Source organism: Amycolatopsis sp. NPDC045836 (assembly GCF_056431745.1).
The window spans coordinates 11401-28029 of the sequence record NZ_JBWKKF010000005.1 but is presented as its reverse complement, the minus strand read 5'-3'; the positions used below and the strand labels follow the sequence as shown (position 1 = coordinate 28029).

The 16629-nt window shown below is 71.3% G+C and carries 17 protein-coding genes; 7 read left to right on the top strand and 10 right to left on the bottom strand.

Annotation, left to right across the window (positions count from 1 at the left end):
* The first annotated feature begins 9 nt into the window (after positions 1-9).
* Positions 10-552 (top strand): CGNR zinc finger domain-containing protein, encoded by a 543-nt coding sequence (locus AC07EG_RS09870; RefSeq protein ID WP_478252657.1) that lies wholly within the window; start codon positions 10-12, stop codon positions 550-552.
* Here the strand turns inward: AC07EG_RS09870 and AC07EG_RS09865 are convergent.
* Positions 546-1295 (bottom strand): SDR family oxidoreductase, encoded by a 750-nt coding sequence (locus AC07EG_RS09865; protein WP_478252656.1) that lies wholly within the window; start codon positions 1293-1295, stop codon positions 546-548. The two genes, AC07EG_RS09870 and AC07EG_RS09865, sit on opposite strands and share 7 nt — an antisense overlap.
* A 99-nt stretch (positions 1296-1394) precedes the next feature.
* Between AC07EG_RS09865 and AC07EG_RS09860 the strand changes: the two genes are divergently transcribed.
* Entirely contained in the window at positions 1395-1838 is a 444-nt protein-coding gene (locus tag AC07EG_RS09860) for a hypothetical protein (RefSeq protein ID WP_478252655.1), read from the top strand.
* Here AC07EG_RS09860 and AC07EG_RS09855 read toward each other — a convergent pair.
* Positions 1782-2504, bottom strand: a complete 723-nt coding sequence (locus AC07EG_RS09855; RefSeq protein ID WP_478252654.1) for a ferritin-like domain-containing protein — start codon at positions 2502-2504, stop codon at positions 1782-1784. The genes AC07EG_RS09860 and AC07EG_RS09855 overlap by 57 nt on opposite strands.
* Positions 2505-2613: 109 nt before the next feature.
* Positions 2614-3267: a TetR/AcrR family transcriptional regulator gene (locus AC07EG_RS09850; protein WP_478252653.1), complete on the bottom strand. Its 654-nt coding sequence runs from the start codon at positions 3265-3267 to the stop codon at positions 2614-2616.
* A 92-nt stretch (positions 3268-3359) separates the two neighbouring features.
* On the opposite strand from AC07EG_RS09850, the gene AC07EG_RS09845 reads away from it, so the two are divergent.
* From AC07EG_RS09845 to AC07EG_RS09835, 3 genes are read left to right on the top strand one after another with little or no spacing between them, the layout of a single operon-like run.
* Positions 3360-4478 (top strand): serine hydrolase domain-containing protein, encoded by a 1119-nt coding sequence (locus tag AC07EG_RS09845; protein ID WP_478252652.1) that lies wholly within the window; start codon positions 3360-3362, stop codon positions 4476-4478.
* Positions 4475-4816 (top strand): hypothetical protein, encoded by a 342-nt coding sequence (locus AC07EG_RS09840; protein ID WP_478252651.1) that lies wholly within the window; start codon positions 4475-4477, stop codon positions 4814-4816. Before AC07EG_RS09845 ends, AC07EG_RS09840 begins: the two co-directional genes overlap by 4 nt.
* Positions 4813-5577, top strand: a complete 765-nt coding sequence (locus AC07EG_RS09835; RefSeq protein WP_478252650.1) for an NAD(P)-binding domain-containing protein — start codon at positions 4813-4815, stop codon at positions 5575-5577. Before AC07EG_RS09840 ends, AC07EG_RS09835 begins: the two co-directional genes overlap by 4 nt.
* A gap of 16 nt (positions 5578-5593) precedes the next feature.
* Here AC07EG_RS09835 and AC07EG_RS09830 read toward each other — a convergent pair whose 3' ends face one another.
* From AC07EG_RS09830 to AC07EG_RS09820, 3 genes are all read right to left on the bottom strand, one after another.
* Positions 5594-9130, bottom strand: a complete 3537-nt coding sequence (locus tag AC07EG_RS09830) for a vitamin B12-dependent ribonucleotide reductase (RefSeq protein WP_478252649.1) — start codon at positions 9128-9130, stop codon at positions 5594-5596.
* Positions 9131-9165: 35 nt separating this feature from the next.
* Complete coding sequence (gene nrdR / locus AC07EG_RS09825; RefSeq protein WP_206809657.1) at positions 9166-9642, bottom strand: transcriptional regulator NrdR; 477 nt, start codon at positions 9640-9642, stop codon at positions 9166-9168.
* A gap of 254 nt (positions 9643-9896) precedes the next feature.
* Complete coding sequence (locus tag AC07EG_RS09820) at positions 9897-10394, bottom strand: LysM peptidoglycan-binding domain-containing protein (RefSeq protein WP_478252648.1); 498 nt, start codon at positions 10392-10394, stop codon at positions 9897-9899.
* A gap of 325 nt (positions 10395-10719) precedes the next feature.
* Between AC07EG_RS09820 and lexA the strand changes: the two genes are divergently transcribed.
* Entirely contained in the window at positions 10720-11373 is a 654-nt protein-coding gene (gene lexA, locus AC07EG_RS09815; RefSeq protein ID WP_478253075.1) for a transcriptional repressor LexA, read from the top strand.
* 53 nt (positions 11374-11426) lie between these two features.
* Here lexA and AC07EG_RS09810 read toward each other — a convergent pair whose 3' ends face one another.
* The 3 genes from AC07EG_RS09810 to AC07EG_RS09800 are packed head-to-tail and all read right to left on the bottom strand — an operon-like array spanning position 11427 to position 14500.
* Positions 11427-12458 carry a hypothetical protein gene (locus AC07EG_RS09810; RefSeq protein ID WP_478252647.1) on the bottom strand — a complete coding sequence of 344 codons (1032 nt, stop codon included), beginning with the start codon at positions 12456-12458 and terminating at the stop codon, positions 11427-11429.
* Between the two features lie 52 nt (positions 12459-12510).
* Positions 12511-13956 (bottom strand): GTPase HflX, encoded by a 1446-nt coding sequence (hflX, locus tag AC07EG_RS09805; protein WP_478252646.1) that lies wholly within the window; start codon positions 13954-13956, stop codon positions 12511-12513.
* Between the two features lie 43 nt (positions 13957-13999).
* Complete coding sequence (locus AC07EG_RS09800; protein WP_478252645.1) at positions 14000-14500, bottom strand: ArsR/SmtB family transcription factor; 501 nt, start codon at positions 14498-14500, stop codon at positions 14000-14002.
* A 63-nt stretch (positions 14501-14563) separates the two neighbouring features.
* Here AC07EG_RS09800 and AC07EG_RS09795 point away from each other — a divergent pair, with 63 nt between their 5' ends.
* Positions 14564-15814, top strand: coding sequence for an MFS transporter (locus tag AC07EG_RS09795; protein ID WP_478252644.1), 1251 nt, complete (start codon positions 14564-14566; stop codon positions 15812-15814).
* On the opposite strand, the gene dapF is transcribed toward AC07EG_RS09795, so the two are convergent.
* The gene (gene dapF, locus AC07EG_RS09790; protein ID WP_478252642.1) at positions 15804-16628 is read right to left on the bottom strand and encodes a diaminopimelate epimerase; all 825 of its coding nucleotides are present in this window, start codon (positions 16626-16628) and stop codon (positions 15804-15806) included. The genes AC07EG_RS09795 and dapF overlap by 11 nt on opposite strands.
* Position 16629: the final 1 nt, after the last annotated feature.

Sequence of the window (16629 nt, the reverse complement as noted above, 5' to 3'; positions counted from 1 at the left end):
GATCAACCGGTGCTCGCCCTCGAACTCGCCACCACCGTGCGCCACGGGCCGCACGGCGTGATCGACGTGCTGGACACCGTCGACGGCCTGGCCGGCTGGTTGCGCGAGCAGGAGTTGCCCGAGGTGCCCGTCGACGAGCAGCTGCGGGCGTCGGTGCTCTCGGTGCGCAAGGCCATCCGGTCGTTGTTCGCCGACGCCGTGCGCCCCGGTCCGCCGAGCAAGGCCGACGCCAACCGGCTGCTGGACCCGGCGACCGCGGCACGGCAGCTCAACGAGGCCGCCGCCGCGGTCCCCCGCGTGCCGGTGCTGGACTGGCCGAGCGGTGAGATGGTGTACCAGCCGACCGGGGCCGAACCGGCCGTGCTGCTCACCGCGGAACTGGCGAAGGCGGGCATCGAGTTCCTGAGCAGCCCCGATCGGGCCCGGCTGCGGGCCTGCCCGGCGCCGCGCTGCGTGCGGTACTTCGTGCAGGACCACCCCCGGCAGGCGTGGTGCAAACCGTCGTGCGGCAACCGCGCGCGGGTCAGCCGCCACTACCACCGGCATCAGTGACCGGCCAGGAACTCCTCGAAGGTGATCTCGCCGCCGAACCGGTCGCCGACCAGGTTGTCCCCGCGCCGGAAGGCCCGCATCACCCGCCCGGGCAGCCGCAGCGGCACGAGCAGGCGGCGACGGCCAGTCGCGGCGAAGTACGCGCGGGCGAGGCTCATCGCGTCGCGGATTTCGGGTCCGCCCAGGTCCGCCACCCGCCCGGCGGGCTCGGCGAGCGCCAGTTCAGCGAGCCGCCTGCCCACCTCCCGGGTGTCGACCGACTGGAACCGCATCGACGGCACGGGCACGACCGGTGACCGGCCCAGTACCGAGAAGATGGTCCGGACGAGGTCGTGGAACTGCGTGGTCCGCAGGATCGTGCAACCGAGCCCGGAGGCCGCCAGCTGCCGTTCCACCGCCAGCTTGCTGCGGTAGTACCCGAGCGGGTTGTGGTCGATGCCGACGATCGAGATGTAGACCAGGTGCGCCACCCCGGCCCGCTTCGCCGCGTCGATCAGGTTCCGCGCGGACATCTCGTCACCGCCGGTGAAGGTGGTGGCGCAGTGCACCACGGTGCCCACCCCGGTCAGCGCCTCGGCGAGTCCGTCACCGGTGCGCAGGTCCACCGCGGCGAACCGGCAGCCCGGTTCGACCGGCCGCGGCCGCCTGCTCAGCACCACCACCTCACGACCGGCGTCGAGCAACGCCCGCACCACCTGCCGTCCGGCCGTGCCCGTTCCCCCGGTCACCAAGATCGGCTTCATCGAGTGTCCTCCCTGTTTCCCGGTGGACTGCGCAGCCGTGCCGGATGTGACAAAGCCGCTGACAACAGGTGTCAGTGAGCACTGGTGAGGATGGGCCGCATGACCTTCGACTTCGTCAACGGCGAGTGGCACGTGGCCAACCGGCGGCTGACCGCCCCGCTCACCGGCAGCTCCACCTGGACCGAGTTCGACGGCCACGCCCGCGGCTGGCAGCTGTTCGGCGGTGCCGCGAACGTGGACGAACTCAGCGTGCCGTCGCAGGGCTGGTCCGGCATGACGCTGCGGTTGCAGGACCCGGCCACCGGCGACTGGACCATCCACTGGGCCAACAGCCGCGACGGCCGCCTGCAGCCGTCGGTGACCGGGCGGTTCACCGACGGCCACGGCGAGTTCCACGGCGACGACGAACTCGACGGCAAGCCGATCCGGGTGCGGTACCGCTGGACCGGCGTCACCACCGCGACCCCGCGCTGGGAGCAGGCGTTCTCAGCCGACGGGGCGGTGTGGGAGACGAACTGGATCATGGATTTCCGCCGTCCGTGACCAGAGCCTGAGCACGTCGGACACGAACCCGCGTCGCGTCAGGCCCAGCCGGCGCAACGCGGGCCCGTGGTCGTTGGCGACGACGACCACGGCGCCGAGCAGCAGCACCCACCACACCGCGTGCACCACCCACCGCACGACCGACGGCAACGGGGCGAACGCGGCACCGAGCCGCCGCAGGTGGAACGGCACGTGACGCTCCTCGTCGGCGAGGATGCGCCCGGCCACCTCGGTGGTCAGCGGGTCGGTGGTGCCGTCGCGGAGCGCGCGGTAGTACCGCAACGCGATCACCTCGGCGATCATCAGCACCATCAGTTCCAGGCGCAGCCCCAGCGCCCGCCGGAGCCGCACGAAGACCGCGTCGGTCCAGTGCCCGCCGATGGTCTCGGCACCCGCGGCGGTGAGCAGGTGCTCCAGGAGGCGGGCGTGGTTGCGCTCCTCGTCGACGAACATCCGCACCGCCCGCGAATACGCCGTGTCCCCGGCGGCGTCGGCCTTCGCGATCAGGTTCGCCCCGTCACCCGCCTCCCCCACCTGGAACCGCTGCACACTCGCCACCACCTCGGCGGGCAGCTCGGCGCCCTTTGTCCACTGTGGATCACCCAGCTCCCGGCGCCGCCCGGCTTCTTCCTCGAAGTGCTCGACCCATCCGGTGAATTCGCTCAACTTGCCGCTCCTTTCCCTACGCCCCAGGAGACGAACGGCACCCGAACCCCGTTGGCCTGCCGCCGCGGGAGGTTCGGTGGACCTTGTGTGGAGATCCTGTGTGCACGGATCAGTGGGCGTCGGCCTCGATGCGGTCGAGCTGGACGGCGAGCAGGTCCTCGAAGGCGGCGCGGCGGTCCAAGCCGAGGGGACGGACGTCGCGGGCGAAGTGGGCCAGGGCGGGGAAGCGTTCGGGGTCGGCGCCCAGCACCGCGACGCGGAACAGTTCCAGGCCCTGCTCGTACTCGTCCGGGGCGAGGGTGCCGATCCCGGCGTCGGCGGCGATCAGGGCCGCGATCAGGACCACGAGCCGGTGGTAGCGCACCGGGATCTGCTCGTCGGGCAGCCCCGACGAGCGCAGCGCCTGGAGCACCTGCTCCATGACCAGCCGTGAACCGGTGCCGCTCGAGGCGTACCGTCCCCAGATCGCGGCGAGCTGGGACTGCCTGCCGAACGCCTCCCGCAGGCGCAGGGCCAGTGCGGTGATGCGCTGCTTCCAGTCACCCTCGGGCTGGTACCCCGTCATGGCGGCCAGGAGCACCCGGTCGGCGACCGCGCGCAGCAGTTCGGTCTTGCTGCGGAAGTGCCGGTAGAGGCTGGAGGAGTCGGTTCCCAGCGCCGCCGCGAGCTTGCGCACGCTGAACGACTCGGCGTCGCTCGTGTGCAGCAGTTCTGCCGCCGTGTCCAGGATCTCCTCGGTCGACCAACGCCTTCGGCCCGTCATCACGCCCCTTCCGACGCCGTGGAGCATACCTGTGCACTTGCCGTTGCACGCACTGCGTGCATAATGAGGACAAAACCGAAAGGACGACTCGAGTGCACCCTCCACTGGACCTCCCCGAGCTGGACGCCGCCCTGGAAGGAATCCACCGCGCCGGAATCCCGGGCGTGTTCGCCGAGGTGTGTGACGGCGACCAGGTCTGGCGCGGCGCCGCCGGGGTCGCCGACGTCACCACCGGCCGCCCGGTCACCACGGACCTGCGGCACCGCGTCGGCAGCATCAGCAAAACGTTCACCGCCGCCGCGGTGCTGCAACAGGTCGAGAGCGGTCAGCTCGGCCTGGACACCCCCATCGGCCACTACCTGCCGCAGCTGGTCCCCGGCGACCGCGGGGCCGCCATCACGGTCCGCATGTTGCTCAACCACACCAGCGGGCTCGCCGAATACCTGCCCCACGCCTTCCCGTCGCTCAAGGCGTTCCCCGACGCGGCGAAGACCACCCCGGAGAGCCTGGACGACCACCGGTTCACCCGGTTCGACCCGATCGAGCTGATCGGGCTGGGGGTCGGCGCGCCGGCGACCGGGTCCCCGGGCAGCACCCCTGGGGTCTACTCGAACACCAACTACCTGCTGCTCGGCGCACTCCTGGAACAGGTGACCGGCACCACGGCGGTCGAGTGCATCACCCAGAACGTCATCAAGCGGGCCGGTCTCCGGGACACCGAACTCCCCGACGGGCCGTACGTCAACGGCCCGCATTCGAAGATGTACGAGTCGTGGTTCGGCATGATCGACCCGCCGCGCGACTACAGCGTCTACGACACGGCGTGGTTGACCGCGGCGGCTTCGCTCATCTCGACCGTCACGGACCTCAACCGCTTCTTCGGCCTGCTGCTCGGCGGCGAGATCGTCAGCCCGTCGTCGCTCGCGCAGATGCAGCGCACCACACCGGTCGTGTCGCAGGAGAACAAGGTGATCGACTACGGCCTCGGCCTGTACCCGATGGACGGCTTCTGGGGGCACGGCGGCACGGTCTGGGGCGCCGGCGCGCTGGCCGTGGCCGGTCCCGGCGGCAGGCGGCGGATGTCCATCGCGCTGAACCGGCAGCGGTGGAACCGCTTCGATGCGAACGGCAGGCCGCTGCCCCACGCCATCGACGACGCACTCGCGGCCTTCTACCGGGTGGCGATGTCCAGCGAAAGGAAGGGCGAATGACCGACGCATCACCCGCTCCGGGCCGGTTACCCGCCTACTCGCCACCGCAGGTCGACTCGGCCGCCGGCACCTACCTGCTCCTGCTGCCGGTGCTCGGCGCGCTCGGCTGGCTCGGCACGGCCGGGTTGGTCGAGGCGGGCGAGCGCTGGGCCCGCCCGGCCGCGACCGCGCTGCTCGTGCTCGGCACCACCACCGGGCTGGCCGGGCTGCTCACCCGGGACACCTCCGGTGACACCGGCCTGCCGCCCGCGCTGGGCCGGGCCGGGCTGGCTCCCTGCGCAGCCGGGCTCCTGGCGGTCGTGCTGCTGTGGACCCGGCCCCGGGGAGGCATTCGATGAAGCGCATCGGGATCATCGGGGTGGGCGAGATCGGCCGGGCCATCGTGGCGGGCCTGCGGCACGGCGGTGCCACGGCGCCGGAAGTGTTCCTGTCCCCCCGCAACGCCCGCACGGCCGCCGAGTTGTCGGAACGCTACGAGGGCGTCGAAGTGTGCGCTGACAACCAGGACGTGGTGAACCGCTCGGATCTGGTGGTCATCGCCGTGCGCCGCGACGACTGGCGCCAAGCGCTCGACGGTGTGCGGGTGGGTGCCGGCAAGATCTTGCTCAACGTGATGGCCGGTGTCGGCAACGACAACCTGCGCCGGCACCTCGACGTCGACGTCCCGCTGGTCCGGGCCATTCCCCTGCCCGCCATCCGCGAACGCCGCTCGGTCACCGTGGTGCACCCCTCGCACCCGGAGGTGGACGCCTTCTTCGAGCACCTCGGTGGCGCGCTCCCCGTCGCGGACGAGGCGGCCTTCAACGTCTTCTCCGCGCTCACGGGAACGTTGACCACCCACTACTGGTACCTCGCCACGCTCACTTCGTGGGCGGTCGGCCAGGGCATCGCCGCCGAAGACGCCGACCGCTACATCCGCGGCCTCTTCCAGGGCGTCGGCCGCGCCCTGAGCGACGAGAGCCGTTCCCTGCGGCAACTCGCCGCCGACCACGAGACCCCGAACGGCAACAACGAGCGCATCCGCACCACCTGGTTCGACCCGGCCAATTCCGAAGCCCTCACCAAGGCACTCGACGGTCTTCTCACCCACCTGCGGTGAACGCCGCGGCTCGACTTCAGCTGCACCCGGAAGTCGAGCCGCAGCCTTCGCAGGCGTAGCAGGAGCCGGCTGGCCGCATCTTGGTGCCGCACGTCAGGCACAGGGGCGCATCGGCGGCTTTGCCCAGGTGCAGTTCCATCAGCTCGGTGGAGGAGTGCGGCTGCCGTTCTTCCTCGGAGTAGACGCTGCTCCGGAGCGCGTCCAGGTCGACCGGATCCCCCGGTGGGGAGCCGTGGTCCGCGTCGGCTCGGGTGGCGCGTTCTTCGGCGGTGAAGATGCCGAGCTGCGAGCGCTTCTCGTACGGCAGGTGGTCCAGCGCCAGCCGCCGGAAGAGGTAGTCGAGCACGCTGGTGGCGATCCGGACGTCCGGGTCGTCGGTCATGCCTGCCGGCTCGAAGCGGAGGTTGGAGAACTTCGAAACGTAGAACTCCAGCGGAATCCCGTACTGCAGGCCGACCGAAATGGACATGGAGAACGCGTCCATCACGCCCGCCAGCGTGGACCCCTGCTTGCCGAGCTTGATGAAGATCTCGCCGAGCCCGTCGTCCGGGTACGAGCCCGCGTGCAGATACCCCTCGGCACCACCGACGGTGAACGAAACGGTCTGGCTGGGCCGCTTCTTCGGCAGCCGCTTGCGCACCGGCCGGTACTCGACCTCGGCGGGCCGCTCCGACTTGCCGGTGGACAGCGGCTGGCCGACCTTGCAGTTGTCGCGGTAGATCGCCAGTGCCTTCAGGCCGAGCTTCCAGCCCTGGAAGTAGATCTCCTCGACGTCGGTGACGGTGGCCGACTCCGGCAGGTTGACCGTCTTGGAGATGGCGCCGGACAGGAACGGCTGCACCGCGGCCATCATCCGCACGTGCCCCATCGCCGCGATCGACCGCTCGCCGACCGCGCAGTCGAACACCTCGTAGTGCTCCGGCCGCAGCCCCGGCGCGTCCACCACGTGCCCGTGCTGCGCGATGTACTCGACGATCGCCTCGGCCCGCTCGCCCTGGTAACCCAGCACCGCCAGCGCCCGCGGCACCGTCTGGTTCACGATCTGCATCGACCCGCCGCCGACCAGCTTCTTGAACTTCACCAGTGAGAAGTCCGGCTCGATCCCGGTGGTGTCGCAGTCCATCATGAAGCCGATGGTGCCGGTCGGCGCGAGCACGCTCGCCTGGGCGTTGCGCCAGCCGGACCGGCTGCCGATTTCGATACCGCGGTGCCACTCCTCGGAGGCGAGCCGGCGCACCGCCGCGTCGGTGGTGTGGTGGGTGCGGATCAGTTCGTTCGCGGCGGCGTGCTTGCGCATCACGCGCTGGTGCGCCTCGGCGTTGCGGGCGTACCCCTCGTACGGCCCGACCACGCCGGCGAGTTCGGCGGAACGGCGGTAGGACACGCCGGTCATCAGCGAGGTGATCGCCGCCGCGAGGGCGCGGCCGCCGTCGGAGTCGTAGGCGTGCCCCATCGCCATCAGCAACGCGCCGAGATTGGCGTAGCCGATGCCGAGCTGGCGGAACTTCCTGGTGGTGTCGCCGATCGCCTCGGTGGGGAAGTCGGCGAAGCAGATGGAGATGTCCATCGCGGTGATCACGAACTCGACCGCGCGGGCGAACCGGTCCGCGTCGAAGGTGCCGTCCTCGGTGAGGAACTTCAGCAGGTTCAACGACGCCAGGTTGCAGCTGGAGTTGTCCAGGTGCATGTACTCCGAGCACGGGTTGGACGCGGTGATCCGGCCCGATTCGGGGCAGGTGTGCCAGTCGTTGATGGTGTCGTCGTACTGGACCCCGGGGTCGGCGCACTCCCACGCCGCCTGCGCCATCGACCGGAACAGCTTCTTCGCCTCGACCTCGGCGACGACTTCGCCGGTCCGCCGGGCGCGGAGGCCGAAGGGACCGCCCGTTTCGACCGCCCGCATGAACTCGTCGGACACGCGCACCGAGTTGTTCGCGTTCTGGTACTGCACCGAGGAGATGTCCGCGCCGGACAGGTCCATGTCGAACCCGGCGTCGCGCAGCACGCGGATCTTCCGCTCTTCCCTGGCCTTGGTTTCGATGAACTCCCCGATGTCGGGGTGGTCGACGTCGAGCACCACCATCTTCGCCGCCCGGCGCGTGGCACCGCCGGATTTGATGGTGCCCGCGGACGCGTCCGCGCCGCGCATGAACGACACCGGCCCGGAGGCGGTGCCGCCGGAGGACAGCAGTTCCTTCGACGACCGGATGCGCGAGAGGTTCAACCCGGCGCCGGAGCCGCCTTTGAAGATCAGCCCCTCCTCGCGGTACCAGTTCAGGATCGACTCCATCGAGTCGTCCACGGCGAGGATGAAGCAGTTGTGCACGCGGAGGTTTCCCGCCAGGAACTCCCCGCTTTCGGTCTGGATGTCGAAGACCTCCATCGGGCCGAGGTCCTCGATGCGCGTGACCTCGAGCCGTTTGGTCGGCTCGGCGGGCTCTCCTGGCCGGTCCAGGTCCGCTTCCAGTTCAGCCGACCTGCGCTCGTCGGCGAAGCCGATTTCGGCAGCGAAGATTTCGCGGTCACCGCGCTCCTGGATGCGCAGGCTCCAGCCACCGTGCGCACCCGCGGGCGAAATGCGGGCGAAGACGCCGAACCGGAGCAGCAGGTTCTGCGTGTCGCGCGCCGGCTGCTCGCCGGCCAGGTCCACGCCGACCACGCGGTCCGAGACGTGGCCCGCCACCTGGAACAGGCCGCGCAGGTACGCGGCCACCACCGGCAACGGCGCGGTGCACAGGTGCGGCACCGGTTCGCCGGAGTGCCCCGCCGATGCTGCTTCGGCGACCTCCCGCTGGCCGAGCTCCCGTTCGCCGGACGACCGGACCCGGTGCCACTCGAGCTGGTCCCCCGGGCGCAGCGTGCCCGCTTCGACGAACTCGCCGCCGGTGGCGCCCGCCTTGAAGACCAGGTGGTCGGCGGTGACGTCCAGGGTGTACCCGGCCCCGGTGTGCACCCGGTGGACGTTCCGGCGGCCGTTGGCCTTGGTGGCGACCACGCCGGTCACCCCGTGCCCGTCGTGGACCTTCGTCCCGACCGCGTCGGCGGTCACCAGTTCGCCGATGGGCACCAGGCCGGACGGCGTGCTGACCAGCGCGTGGTGCGGCAGGCAAGCCGAGACCTGCTGCTTCGAGCTGGTGCCGACGTTGAACCAGACCGGGGAGTTGAAGCTGAACACCTGGTGCAGCAGCATCCAGGTGAGTTCGTGCTCGAAGACCTCCGCTTCGCCGGGGGTGGCGAAGTAGCCGTGCTCGGTACCGGCCCGGACGTAGGCGCCGACCACCCGGTCGATCAGCTGCTTGAGGCTGCGTTCGCGCTGCGGGGTGCCGATGGCACCGCGGAAGTACTTGCTGGTGACGATGTTGGTGGCGTTCACCGACCAGTCGACGGGGAACTCGACCCCGCGCTGCTCGAAGTTCACCGTGCCGTCGCGCCAGTTCGTCATCACGACGTCGCGTTGTTCCCACTCCACCTCGGCGTACGGGTGCACGCCCTCGGTGGTGAACACCCGGCGTTGCTCGCCGGCGTCCTCGCCGGTCCCCACGGTCTCGGTCATGGGCACTCCCTCGTTCCGGCGCCCGACGACGAGCCTTACTCGTCGTTCGCGCTCTCTTCGCTCCCGGCCATGGCCTGGCGAAGGTCCGCGATCTCCTTCTCGAAGTCCTCGACCGAGGAGAACGAGCGGTAGACGCTGGCGAAGCGCAGGTAGGCGACCTCGTCGAGTTCGCGGAGCGGGCCGAGAATGGCGAGACCGACTTCATGACTCGGGATCTCGGCGAGCCCGGCCGACCGGATCGATTCCTCGACCCGCTGCGCCAGCTGCTGGAGATCGTCGTCGTCGACGGGGCGGCCCTGGCAGGCGCGGCGCACCCCGCGCACCACCTTGTCCCGGCTGAACTGCTCGGTGACCCCGGACCGCTTCACCACGGCGAGCACCATCGTCTCGGAGGTGGTGAACCGGCGGCCGCACTCGGAGCAGGAGCGGCGGCGGCGGATCGCCTGCCCCTCGTCCACCTCGCGCGAATCGACCACGCGCGAGTCCGCGTGACGGCAGAACGGGCACCGCATCAGCAGACCACCCTTCCTTCCGCGGCGGGTGTGCTCACCCTGGACAACCGGCTCCGATTCTACCCCAAGCTGTGGACCGACTTCAGGCGTGTTACCACTAGATGTAGGGGTGGACTCTAGGAGCGCTCCGGACGGCCCGCAAGCGCGCAACGCCGCTGAACCGGGTGAACGCCGAGCAGCGGTCCCACCGCCGCGCCGATGGCCGGGCAACGTCCAGCACACCTCCGGTTTCGGTCTTGTCGGGCACCCGCCTCTCAGCGGGCAGCGGATTCGGCGGGCACCTCGATCGGCATGCCCGGCACCAGGCCGGCGCCGTCGAGCCGGTTCAGTTCGCGGATGCGGTCGACCACGGCCGCGGCGTCACTGCTCGGCGCCACGCGCCCGGCCACGTCCCACAGCGTCTCCCCCGGCGCGACCGAGACCACCGCGGTCCGCGCGGGCACCGGCGCGGCCATCGCGCCGGCGAGCAGGCCGAAACCGGCCACCACCAGACCGGCGGCCACCGCCGTCGCGGCCAGCCACGGCCAGCGCGCCCCGCCGCGCGCCGGGGCGCACCCCACCTCCGGCACCGCACGCAGGCCGGCCACCACGCGCGGCCGGTGCGGCGGCCGCCGCACCTCGCCCCTGGCCCGTTTGCGCACCCCACGGCGCGCCGCCGGTGGCGCGTCGTCGACCGTGACGTTCTCGTCGATCAGGACCCCCCGCCTGACCACCACTCCCCGCACGTCGCTCACGTCGACCAGCATCGACATCGCCGAACCTCCTCGCGGCCGTCCTCCGCGGCCCGGTACGCTGGCACCGGACCTCGAACAGGCGTTCTATCGAACTCCCGTGCGAATGTGTACCACCCGGGAGCCGCAAAATCGAGCGGCGCCCGGCGTGTCGGTCGAACAAATGTTTGATCTCCACCCCGTGGCGGGCTAGCGTCGCAAGCAGGGGTCCCGGTGCCCGCGTTCCGCGCGCGGGCGGCCAGGGGCCCGGCAACCGAACCGAGCCGGTGGCAGACCCCGTCCACCGGCCGCCAGCACCTGGAGGCGAACCACAGTGAGTGTCAGGAAGGGCCCGCCGGGCAGCAAGATACCCGCGCTTCGGGAGCCCGAGGACGCCGACGAGAGCTTGACCGTCCGGCAGTCGCAGGTCCTCGAAGTCATCCGGGCCTGGGTCGACCGCTTCGGCTACCCGCCGAGCGTGCGGGAGATCGGCGAAGCGGTCGGGCTGAACTCGACCTCCTCGGTTTCCCACCAGCTGCGTGCCCTGCAGCGCAAGGGTTACCTGCGCCGCGACGCGAACCGCCCGCGCGCGGTGGGCGTGCTGGCCGCGGACGCCGAGCCGGGCACGCCGATCTCGCAGATGCCCAAGCCGGCCTACGTGCCGCTGGTCGGCCGGATCGCCGCCGGTGGCCCGGTGCTGGCCGAGCAGTCGGTGGAAGAGGTCTACCCGCTGCCGAAGGACATCGTCGGCGAGGGTGACGTCTTCCTGCTCAGCGTCACCGGTGACTCGATGGTCGACGCGGCGATCACCGACGGCGACTGGGTGGTGGTGCGCCAGCAGCCCACCGCGAACAACGGCGAGATCGTGGCCGCGATGATCGACGGCGAGGCCACCGTGAAGACGTACAAGCTCAAGGACGGGCACGTCTGGCTGATGCCGCACAACGAGGCGTACGACCCCATCCCGGGTGACGACGCGACGATCCTCGGCAAGGTGGTGGCGGTACTGCGGCGGCTCTGAGCGCGTTCCGGCAGGCCCGCTCGCCGAGTTTCGCGAGCGGAGCTTGCCGGGCCCTAACCGCGGCGCAACCGGCGCACGCGGCCCACCAGGAAAACCAGCCCGAGCGCGGCGAGCACGGCGATGCCCGCCGCCGGCAGCAGCGGGATACCGGATTCGGATCCACCGGCCACGGGGTCGCCGGTGGCCCCGGTCGCACCCCGCTGCTCGGCGGCCGGGGTCGCGCCCGCGGCCAGTGCCGCGGCACCGCGGACGGCGCGCACGGGCTGGCCGGTGCCTTCACTGGCGGAGAGCAGCGTGCCGTCCGGCTCGAAGGCGATGGCCTCGCCCTGCGGTTCGTCCGGCAACGGCACCCGCACGGGGTTCTGCTTGAGCGCGGCCGCCACGTCGCCGTCGGGCGCGGGGTAGAGGTAGGCGTCGGTGTAGGTGCGCAGGGCGACGGTTTTGCCGTCCGGGCTCACCGCACCACCGGTGACCAGCATGGAGCCGACCCCGCCGACCGGGCCGCCGGGGGTGTCGGTGGTGGCGATGTCCAGCGTGCCCACCTTCTCCAGGGGGTTCGGCCCGGGGCTCTTCAGCTCGCCCGCCGGTTTGTACACCTCGGCCCGGCCGAGCACGTTCTTGGTGACCACGAAGGGGGTGCCCGAGCCGTCGAGCAGCAGCGCTTCGGCGTCGTGCTGGCCGTCGGGATAGGTGAGCCGGTAGAGCGTGGCCTTGCCTGCCGGGGTGAGCGCGTGCAGCGCCACGGTCTCGCGCTGCTTGCGGTTGTCGCCGGTGTCGGCCAGCCAGAGCGTGCCGTCCGACGCCCTGGCCAGGTCCTCCACGTCGTACGGATCGACCGCGGCGGAGATCACCTTCTGCACGGCGCAGTCCCGGCCCAGCACCACCACCTGCAGTTTGGTGCCGCCGTCACCCATCGCGTACCAGCGGTCGCCGTCGGCCGCGAGGCCGGACAGCTCCGCCAGCCGCGAGTCGCGCACCGTGCACAGCGATTCCGGCGCGGGCACCTCCTCGGCGACGGCGGCGGGCGACGGCACCAGCACCGTCAACACCGCCGCGAGCACCACCGCGCACGCCCGACCGCGCACCCACCCACCTCCGTCAGCGAAAGGAAGATCCTCCGCTGTCGAAGGTACTGGGTCACGCGGGCGAGCCGTTGACCGCGAAGGTCTCCAGCGCGGCGGCCAGCTCGGGGTGGACCCGCGCCCGCAGGTGCGTGCCCTCCTCGATGTGCTCCTCGGTGAGCACCTCGCCGTCGGCGTGCACCCTGGCCACCAGCTCGCCGCGGGTGTACGGGACCACCGCGTCGACCACCACGTCCGGCCGCGGCACGCGCTCGGCGATGGCGGCGCTCAGCTGGTCGATGCCTTCACCCGTCTGGGCGGAGACCACCAGCGCGCCGGGCAGCAGGTGCCGCAGGCGGGCCAGGGTGACCTCGTCGGCGGCGTCGGCCTTGTTGATCACCAGCAGTTCCGGCGGCAGCGGTTCGCTGCGCTTGCGGGTGATCTCGGCGAGCACGTCGCGCACCGCGTTGACCTGCTCCTCCGGCGCCGGGTCGGAGCCGTCGACCACGTGCAGCAGCAGGTCGGCGTCGGCCGCCTCCTCCAGCGTGGAGCGGAAGGCGTCGACCAGCTGGTGCGGCAGGTGCCGCACGAAGCCGACGGTGTCGGTCAGCGTGAAGGTGCGGCCGTCTGGCGTCTCCGCGCGGCGCGTGGTCGGGTCGAGGGTGGCGAACAACGCGTCCTCCACCAGCACCCCGGCCCCGGTGATGGCGTTGAGCAGGCTCGACTTGCCGGCGTTGGTGTAGCCGACGATGGCCACGCTGGGCACCTCGTTGGCCACGCGGCGCCCGCGCTTGGTCTCGCGGATGGTGTCCATCGAGGCGATCTCGCGGCGCAGCTTGGCCACGCGCTTGTTGATCCGCCGCCGGTCGGTCTCCAGCTTGGTCTCACCGGGACCACGCAGGCCCACGCCGCCGTTGGCGCCACCGGCCCGGCCACCGGCCTGCCGGGACAGCGATTCACCCCAGCCCCGCAGCCGCGGGATCAGGTACTGCAGCTGGGCCAGCTCGACCTGGGCCTTGCCCTCCTTGGAGCTGGCGTGCTGGGCGAAGATGTCCAGGATCAACGCGGTCCGGTCGACCACCTTGACCTTGAGCTTGGCCTCCAGCTGACGCAGCTGGCCGGGCGAGAGCTCACCGTCGCAGATCACCGTGTCGGCGCCGGTGGCGCGCACGATGTCGAACAGCTCGCGGACCTTGCCCGAGCCGATGTAGGTGGCCGGGTCCGGCCGGCTGCGGCGCTGGACGATGCCCTCGAGCACCTCCGAGCCCGCCGTCTCGGCGAGCCGGGCGAGTTCGGCCAGCGAGGCTTCCGACTGCGCGGCGGTCCCCTCGGTCCAGACCCCGACCAGGACCACCCGCTCCAGGCGGAGCTGCCGGTATTCGACTTCGGTGACGTCCTCGAGCTCGGTGGAGAGCCCGGCGACGCGGCGCAGCGAGGCGCGGTCTTCCAGTTCCAGCTCGCCGATCGACAGCTCCTCGCCGTCGAGTTCGGCTGCCATATCAGTGTGTGTCAGTTCCGTCATCGTCCTTCCATGGTCCCACGATCCGCGGGAAGTGCCGAATGGATTACTTGCTCGGGTACAGCGCCAGGTACACCGCGGTCCGCTCGCCGCCGGGGTCGACCGGGCGTTCGGCGAACTCCGCGAGCAGTCCGTGGAGGCGGCGCTTGAACTCCGCGTGCTGCTCCTCCGGCAGCTGCACCACCAGGCGCGTCTGCTCGACCTCTGCCGTTCCGACCTCGCCGACTTCGGCGAGGTATGCCTCCAGCGAGGCCCGCCCCAGCTCCTCGCTCTCGTCGAATTCCAGGTTCCAGGACAGTCCGGTCGACAGGTACGGGATCTCCTTCGCGCCGCGGTTGCCGCGGCGGGGCGGTTGCGGCGCCAGGAAACCGGTGTCCACCAGCTTGCGCACGTGGTGGAGCACGGTCGCCGGGTCCTTGCCCAGCCGGTGCGCCAGTTCCTTGTTGGTCAGCGCTTCCTTGAAGGTCAACCGGATGATGCGCAGGCGTATTCCCGAAGCCAGCGCGTTCGCCTCGGCTTCGGTCGCGGTCCGTTGTGCCCTGCTCACGGCGGTCAGCCTACGTCGGCAAAGTGATTGACACTTTCCAATCACTTCCGCTTGACTGCCGTCGTGCGTGAGGATTCCCTGTGGCGGCATGCCGACTTCCGCCGGCTGTGGGCCGGTGACACCGCCAGCCAGCTCGGCACCTTCGTCGGGCAGACCGTGCTCCCCCTGCTCGCGGCCACCGCGCTGGCCGCGAGCCCGCTCGAGATGGGCGTGCTGGGCGCGGCCGAGACGCTGGCGTTCCTGCTCATCGGCCTGCCCGCCGGTGCCTGGGTGGATCGCCTCCGGCGGCGGCCGCTGATGCTGCGGGCCGACTTCGCCAGGGCGGCGCTGCTGCTGTCGGTGCCGCTGGCCTGGTGGGCGGGGGTGCTCACGCTGGTGCAGCTGGTGGTGGTCGCGCTGCTGGTGGGGGTGTGCACGGTGTTCTTCGACGTGGCCTACCAGTCGTACCTGCCCTCGCTGGTCGGCCGCGACCAGCTGCTCGAAGGCAACGCGAAGCTCCAGTCCAGCCAGTCGGTGTCGCACGTGGCAGGCCCCGGCATCGGCGGTGGGCTCGCGCAGCTGTTCGGCCCGGCGAACGCGGTGCTGGTGACCGGGCTGGGCTTCCTCACCTCGGCGTTGTGCCTGCTGCGCATCCGCCGCGCCGAACCGCAGCCGGAACCGCACGACAACCCGAAGCTGTCCGCCCAGATCGCCGAAGGGCTGCGGTTCGTCTTCGGCAACCGCACGCTGCGCGCGATCACCGCGGCGACCGCGACCGCGAACCTGGCGAACGGCGTTTTCCTCGCCGTCGAAATGCTGTTCCTGACCCGCACGCTGGGCCTGTCGGCGGCCGCGGTCGGCGTGCTGCTCGCCGCGGGCGGGGCGGGCAGCGTGCTCGGCGCGCTCACCTCCGGTGCGCTCAACCGGCGGATCGGGCAGGCGCGGGCGATCTGGCTGGTGCCGCTGCTGACCTGGCCGGCGCACCTGCTGGTGCCGCTCGCCGCCCCCGGCTGGCGCCTCGGCTTCGTCGTGGCCGGACTGGTCGTCTTCGGTTACGGCGTGATCGTCTACAACGTCGCGCAGGTCAGCTACCGGCAGGCGATCTGCCCGGACCGGCTGCTCGGGCGGATGAACGCCAGCGTGCGGTTCGTGGTGTGGGGTGTGCTGCCGATCGGCTCGATGACCGGCGGTGTGCTCGGCGAGTTCATCGGCATCCGGAACACGCTGTGGATCGCGGCCGCCGGGGAAGCGCTGGCGTTGCTGTGGGTGCTCGCCTCACCGCTGCGCCACCTGCGCGACATCCCGGCGGCCCCCGCCGAGGTGGTCAGGCGTTAGCCGCCCACCACGCCTCGTCCAGCTCACCCCTGGCGACGATCTCGGCCGGACCGGTCAGCGTGGACTCGCCGGGCGCCACCGTGACGACCACCTGTCCACCCGGGATGTCCACGACGGACTCCCCGGCTTCGAGCCCGGCCAGGTGCAAGGCGGCGGCCACCACGGCCACCGTGCCGGTCCCGCACGCCCGCGTCTCCCCCACGCCGCGCTCGTACACGCGCATGCGCAGGTGCCCCTCGCCGAGGGTGTTGACGAACTCCAGGTTCACCCCTTCGGGGAAGAAGTCGCTGTCGAAGGCGGGCTGGTCGCGCAGGTCGAGCCCGGCCACGTCGTCGTCGGTGAACGACACCAGGTGCGGGTTGCCGACGTCGACCGCCACCCCGGAGAACGACCGCCCGCCGACCATGGTCACCGAGGCACCGGTGACGGCGGCCGGTCCCATCCGCACGGTCACCGACCGGTCGGGGCGGGTCACCACCGGCCGGTCGCCCGCCCGGCTGCCGACCACGAACTCCGGCGTGGTGACCAGTCCGGCGTCGAGCAGGTAGCGGGCGAACACGCGCACGCCGTTGCCGCACATCTCGGCGACCGATCCGTCGGCGTTGCGGTAGTCCATGAACCACTCGCCCGCCGACTCCACGCCCAGGTCGGCGGCGCGCACCACGCGCAGCACCCCGTCCGCGCCGAGCCCGCGCTGCCGGTCGCAGAGGGCGGCGACCCGCGCCGGGGTCAGGTCCAGCCGTGCGGCTGGATCGGGGAGCAGCACGAAGTCGTTCTGCGTGCCGTGTCCCTTGAGGAACTCGATTCCGCCCATG

Coding starts and splice junctions, on each gene's coding strand:
- AC07EG_RS09865 (WP_478252656.1), bottom strand. CDS start 1,295: ATGAAGCCGATCTTGGTGACCGGGGGAACGGGCACGGCCGGACGGCAG.
- AC07EG_RS09860 (WP_478252655.1), top strand. CDS start 1,395: ATGACCTTCGACTTCGTCAACGGCGAGTGGCACGTGGCCAACCGGCGG.
- AC07EG_RS09850 (WP_478252653.1), bottom strand. CDS start 3,267: ATGACGGGCCGAAGGCGTTGGTCGACCGAGGAGATCCTGGACACGGCG.
- AC07EG_RS09840 (WP_478252651.1), top strand. CDS start 4,475: ATGACCGACGCATCACCCGCTCCGGGCCGGTTACCCGCCTACTCGCCA.
- AC07EG_RS09835 (WP_478252650.1), top strand. CDS start 4,813: ATGAAGCGCATCGGGATCATCGGGGTGGGCGAGATCGGCCGGGCCATC.
- AC07EG_RS09830 (WP_478252649.1), bottom strand. CDS start 9,130: ATGACCGAGACCGTGGGGACCGGCGAGGACGCCGGCGAGCAACGCCGG.
- nrdR (WP_206809657.1), bottom strand. CDS start 9,642: ATGCGGTGCCCGTTCTGCCGTCACGCGGACTCGCGCGTGGTCGATTCG.
- AC07EG_RS09820 (WP_478252648.1), bottom strand. CDS start 10,394: ATGTCGATGCTGGTCGACGTGAGCGACGTGCGGGGAGTGGTGGTCAGG.
- hflX (WP_478252646.1), bottom strand. CDS start 13,956: ATGACGGAACTGACACACACTGATATGGCAGCCGAACTCGACGGCGAG.
- dapF (WP_478252642.1), bottom strand. CDS start 16,628: ATGGGCGGAATCGAGTTCCTCAAGGGACACGGCACGCAGAACGACTTC.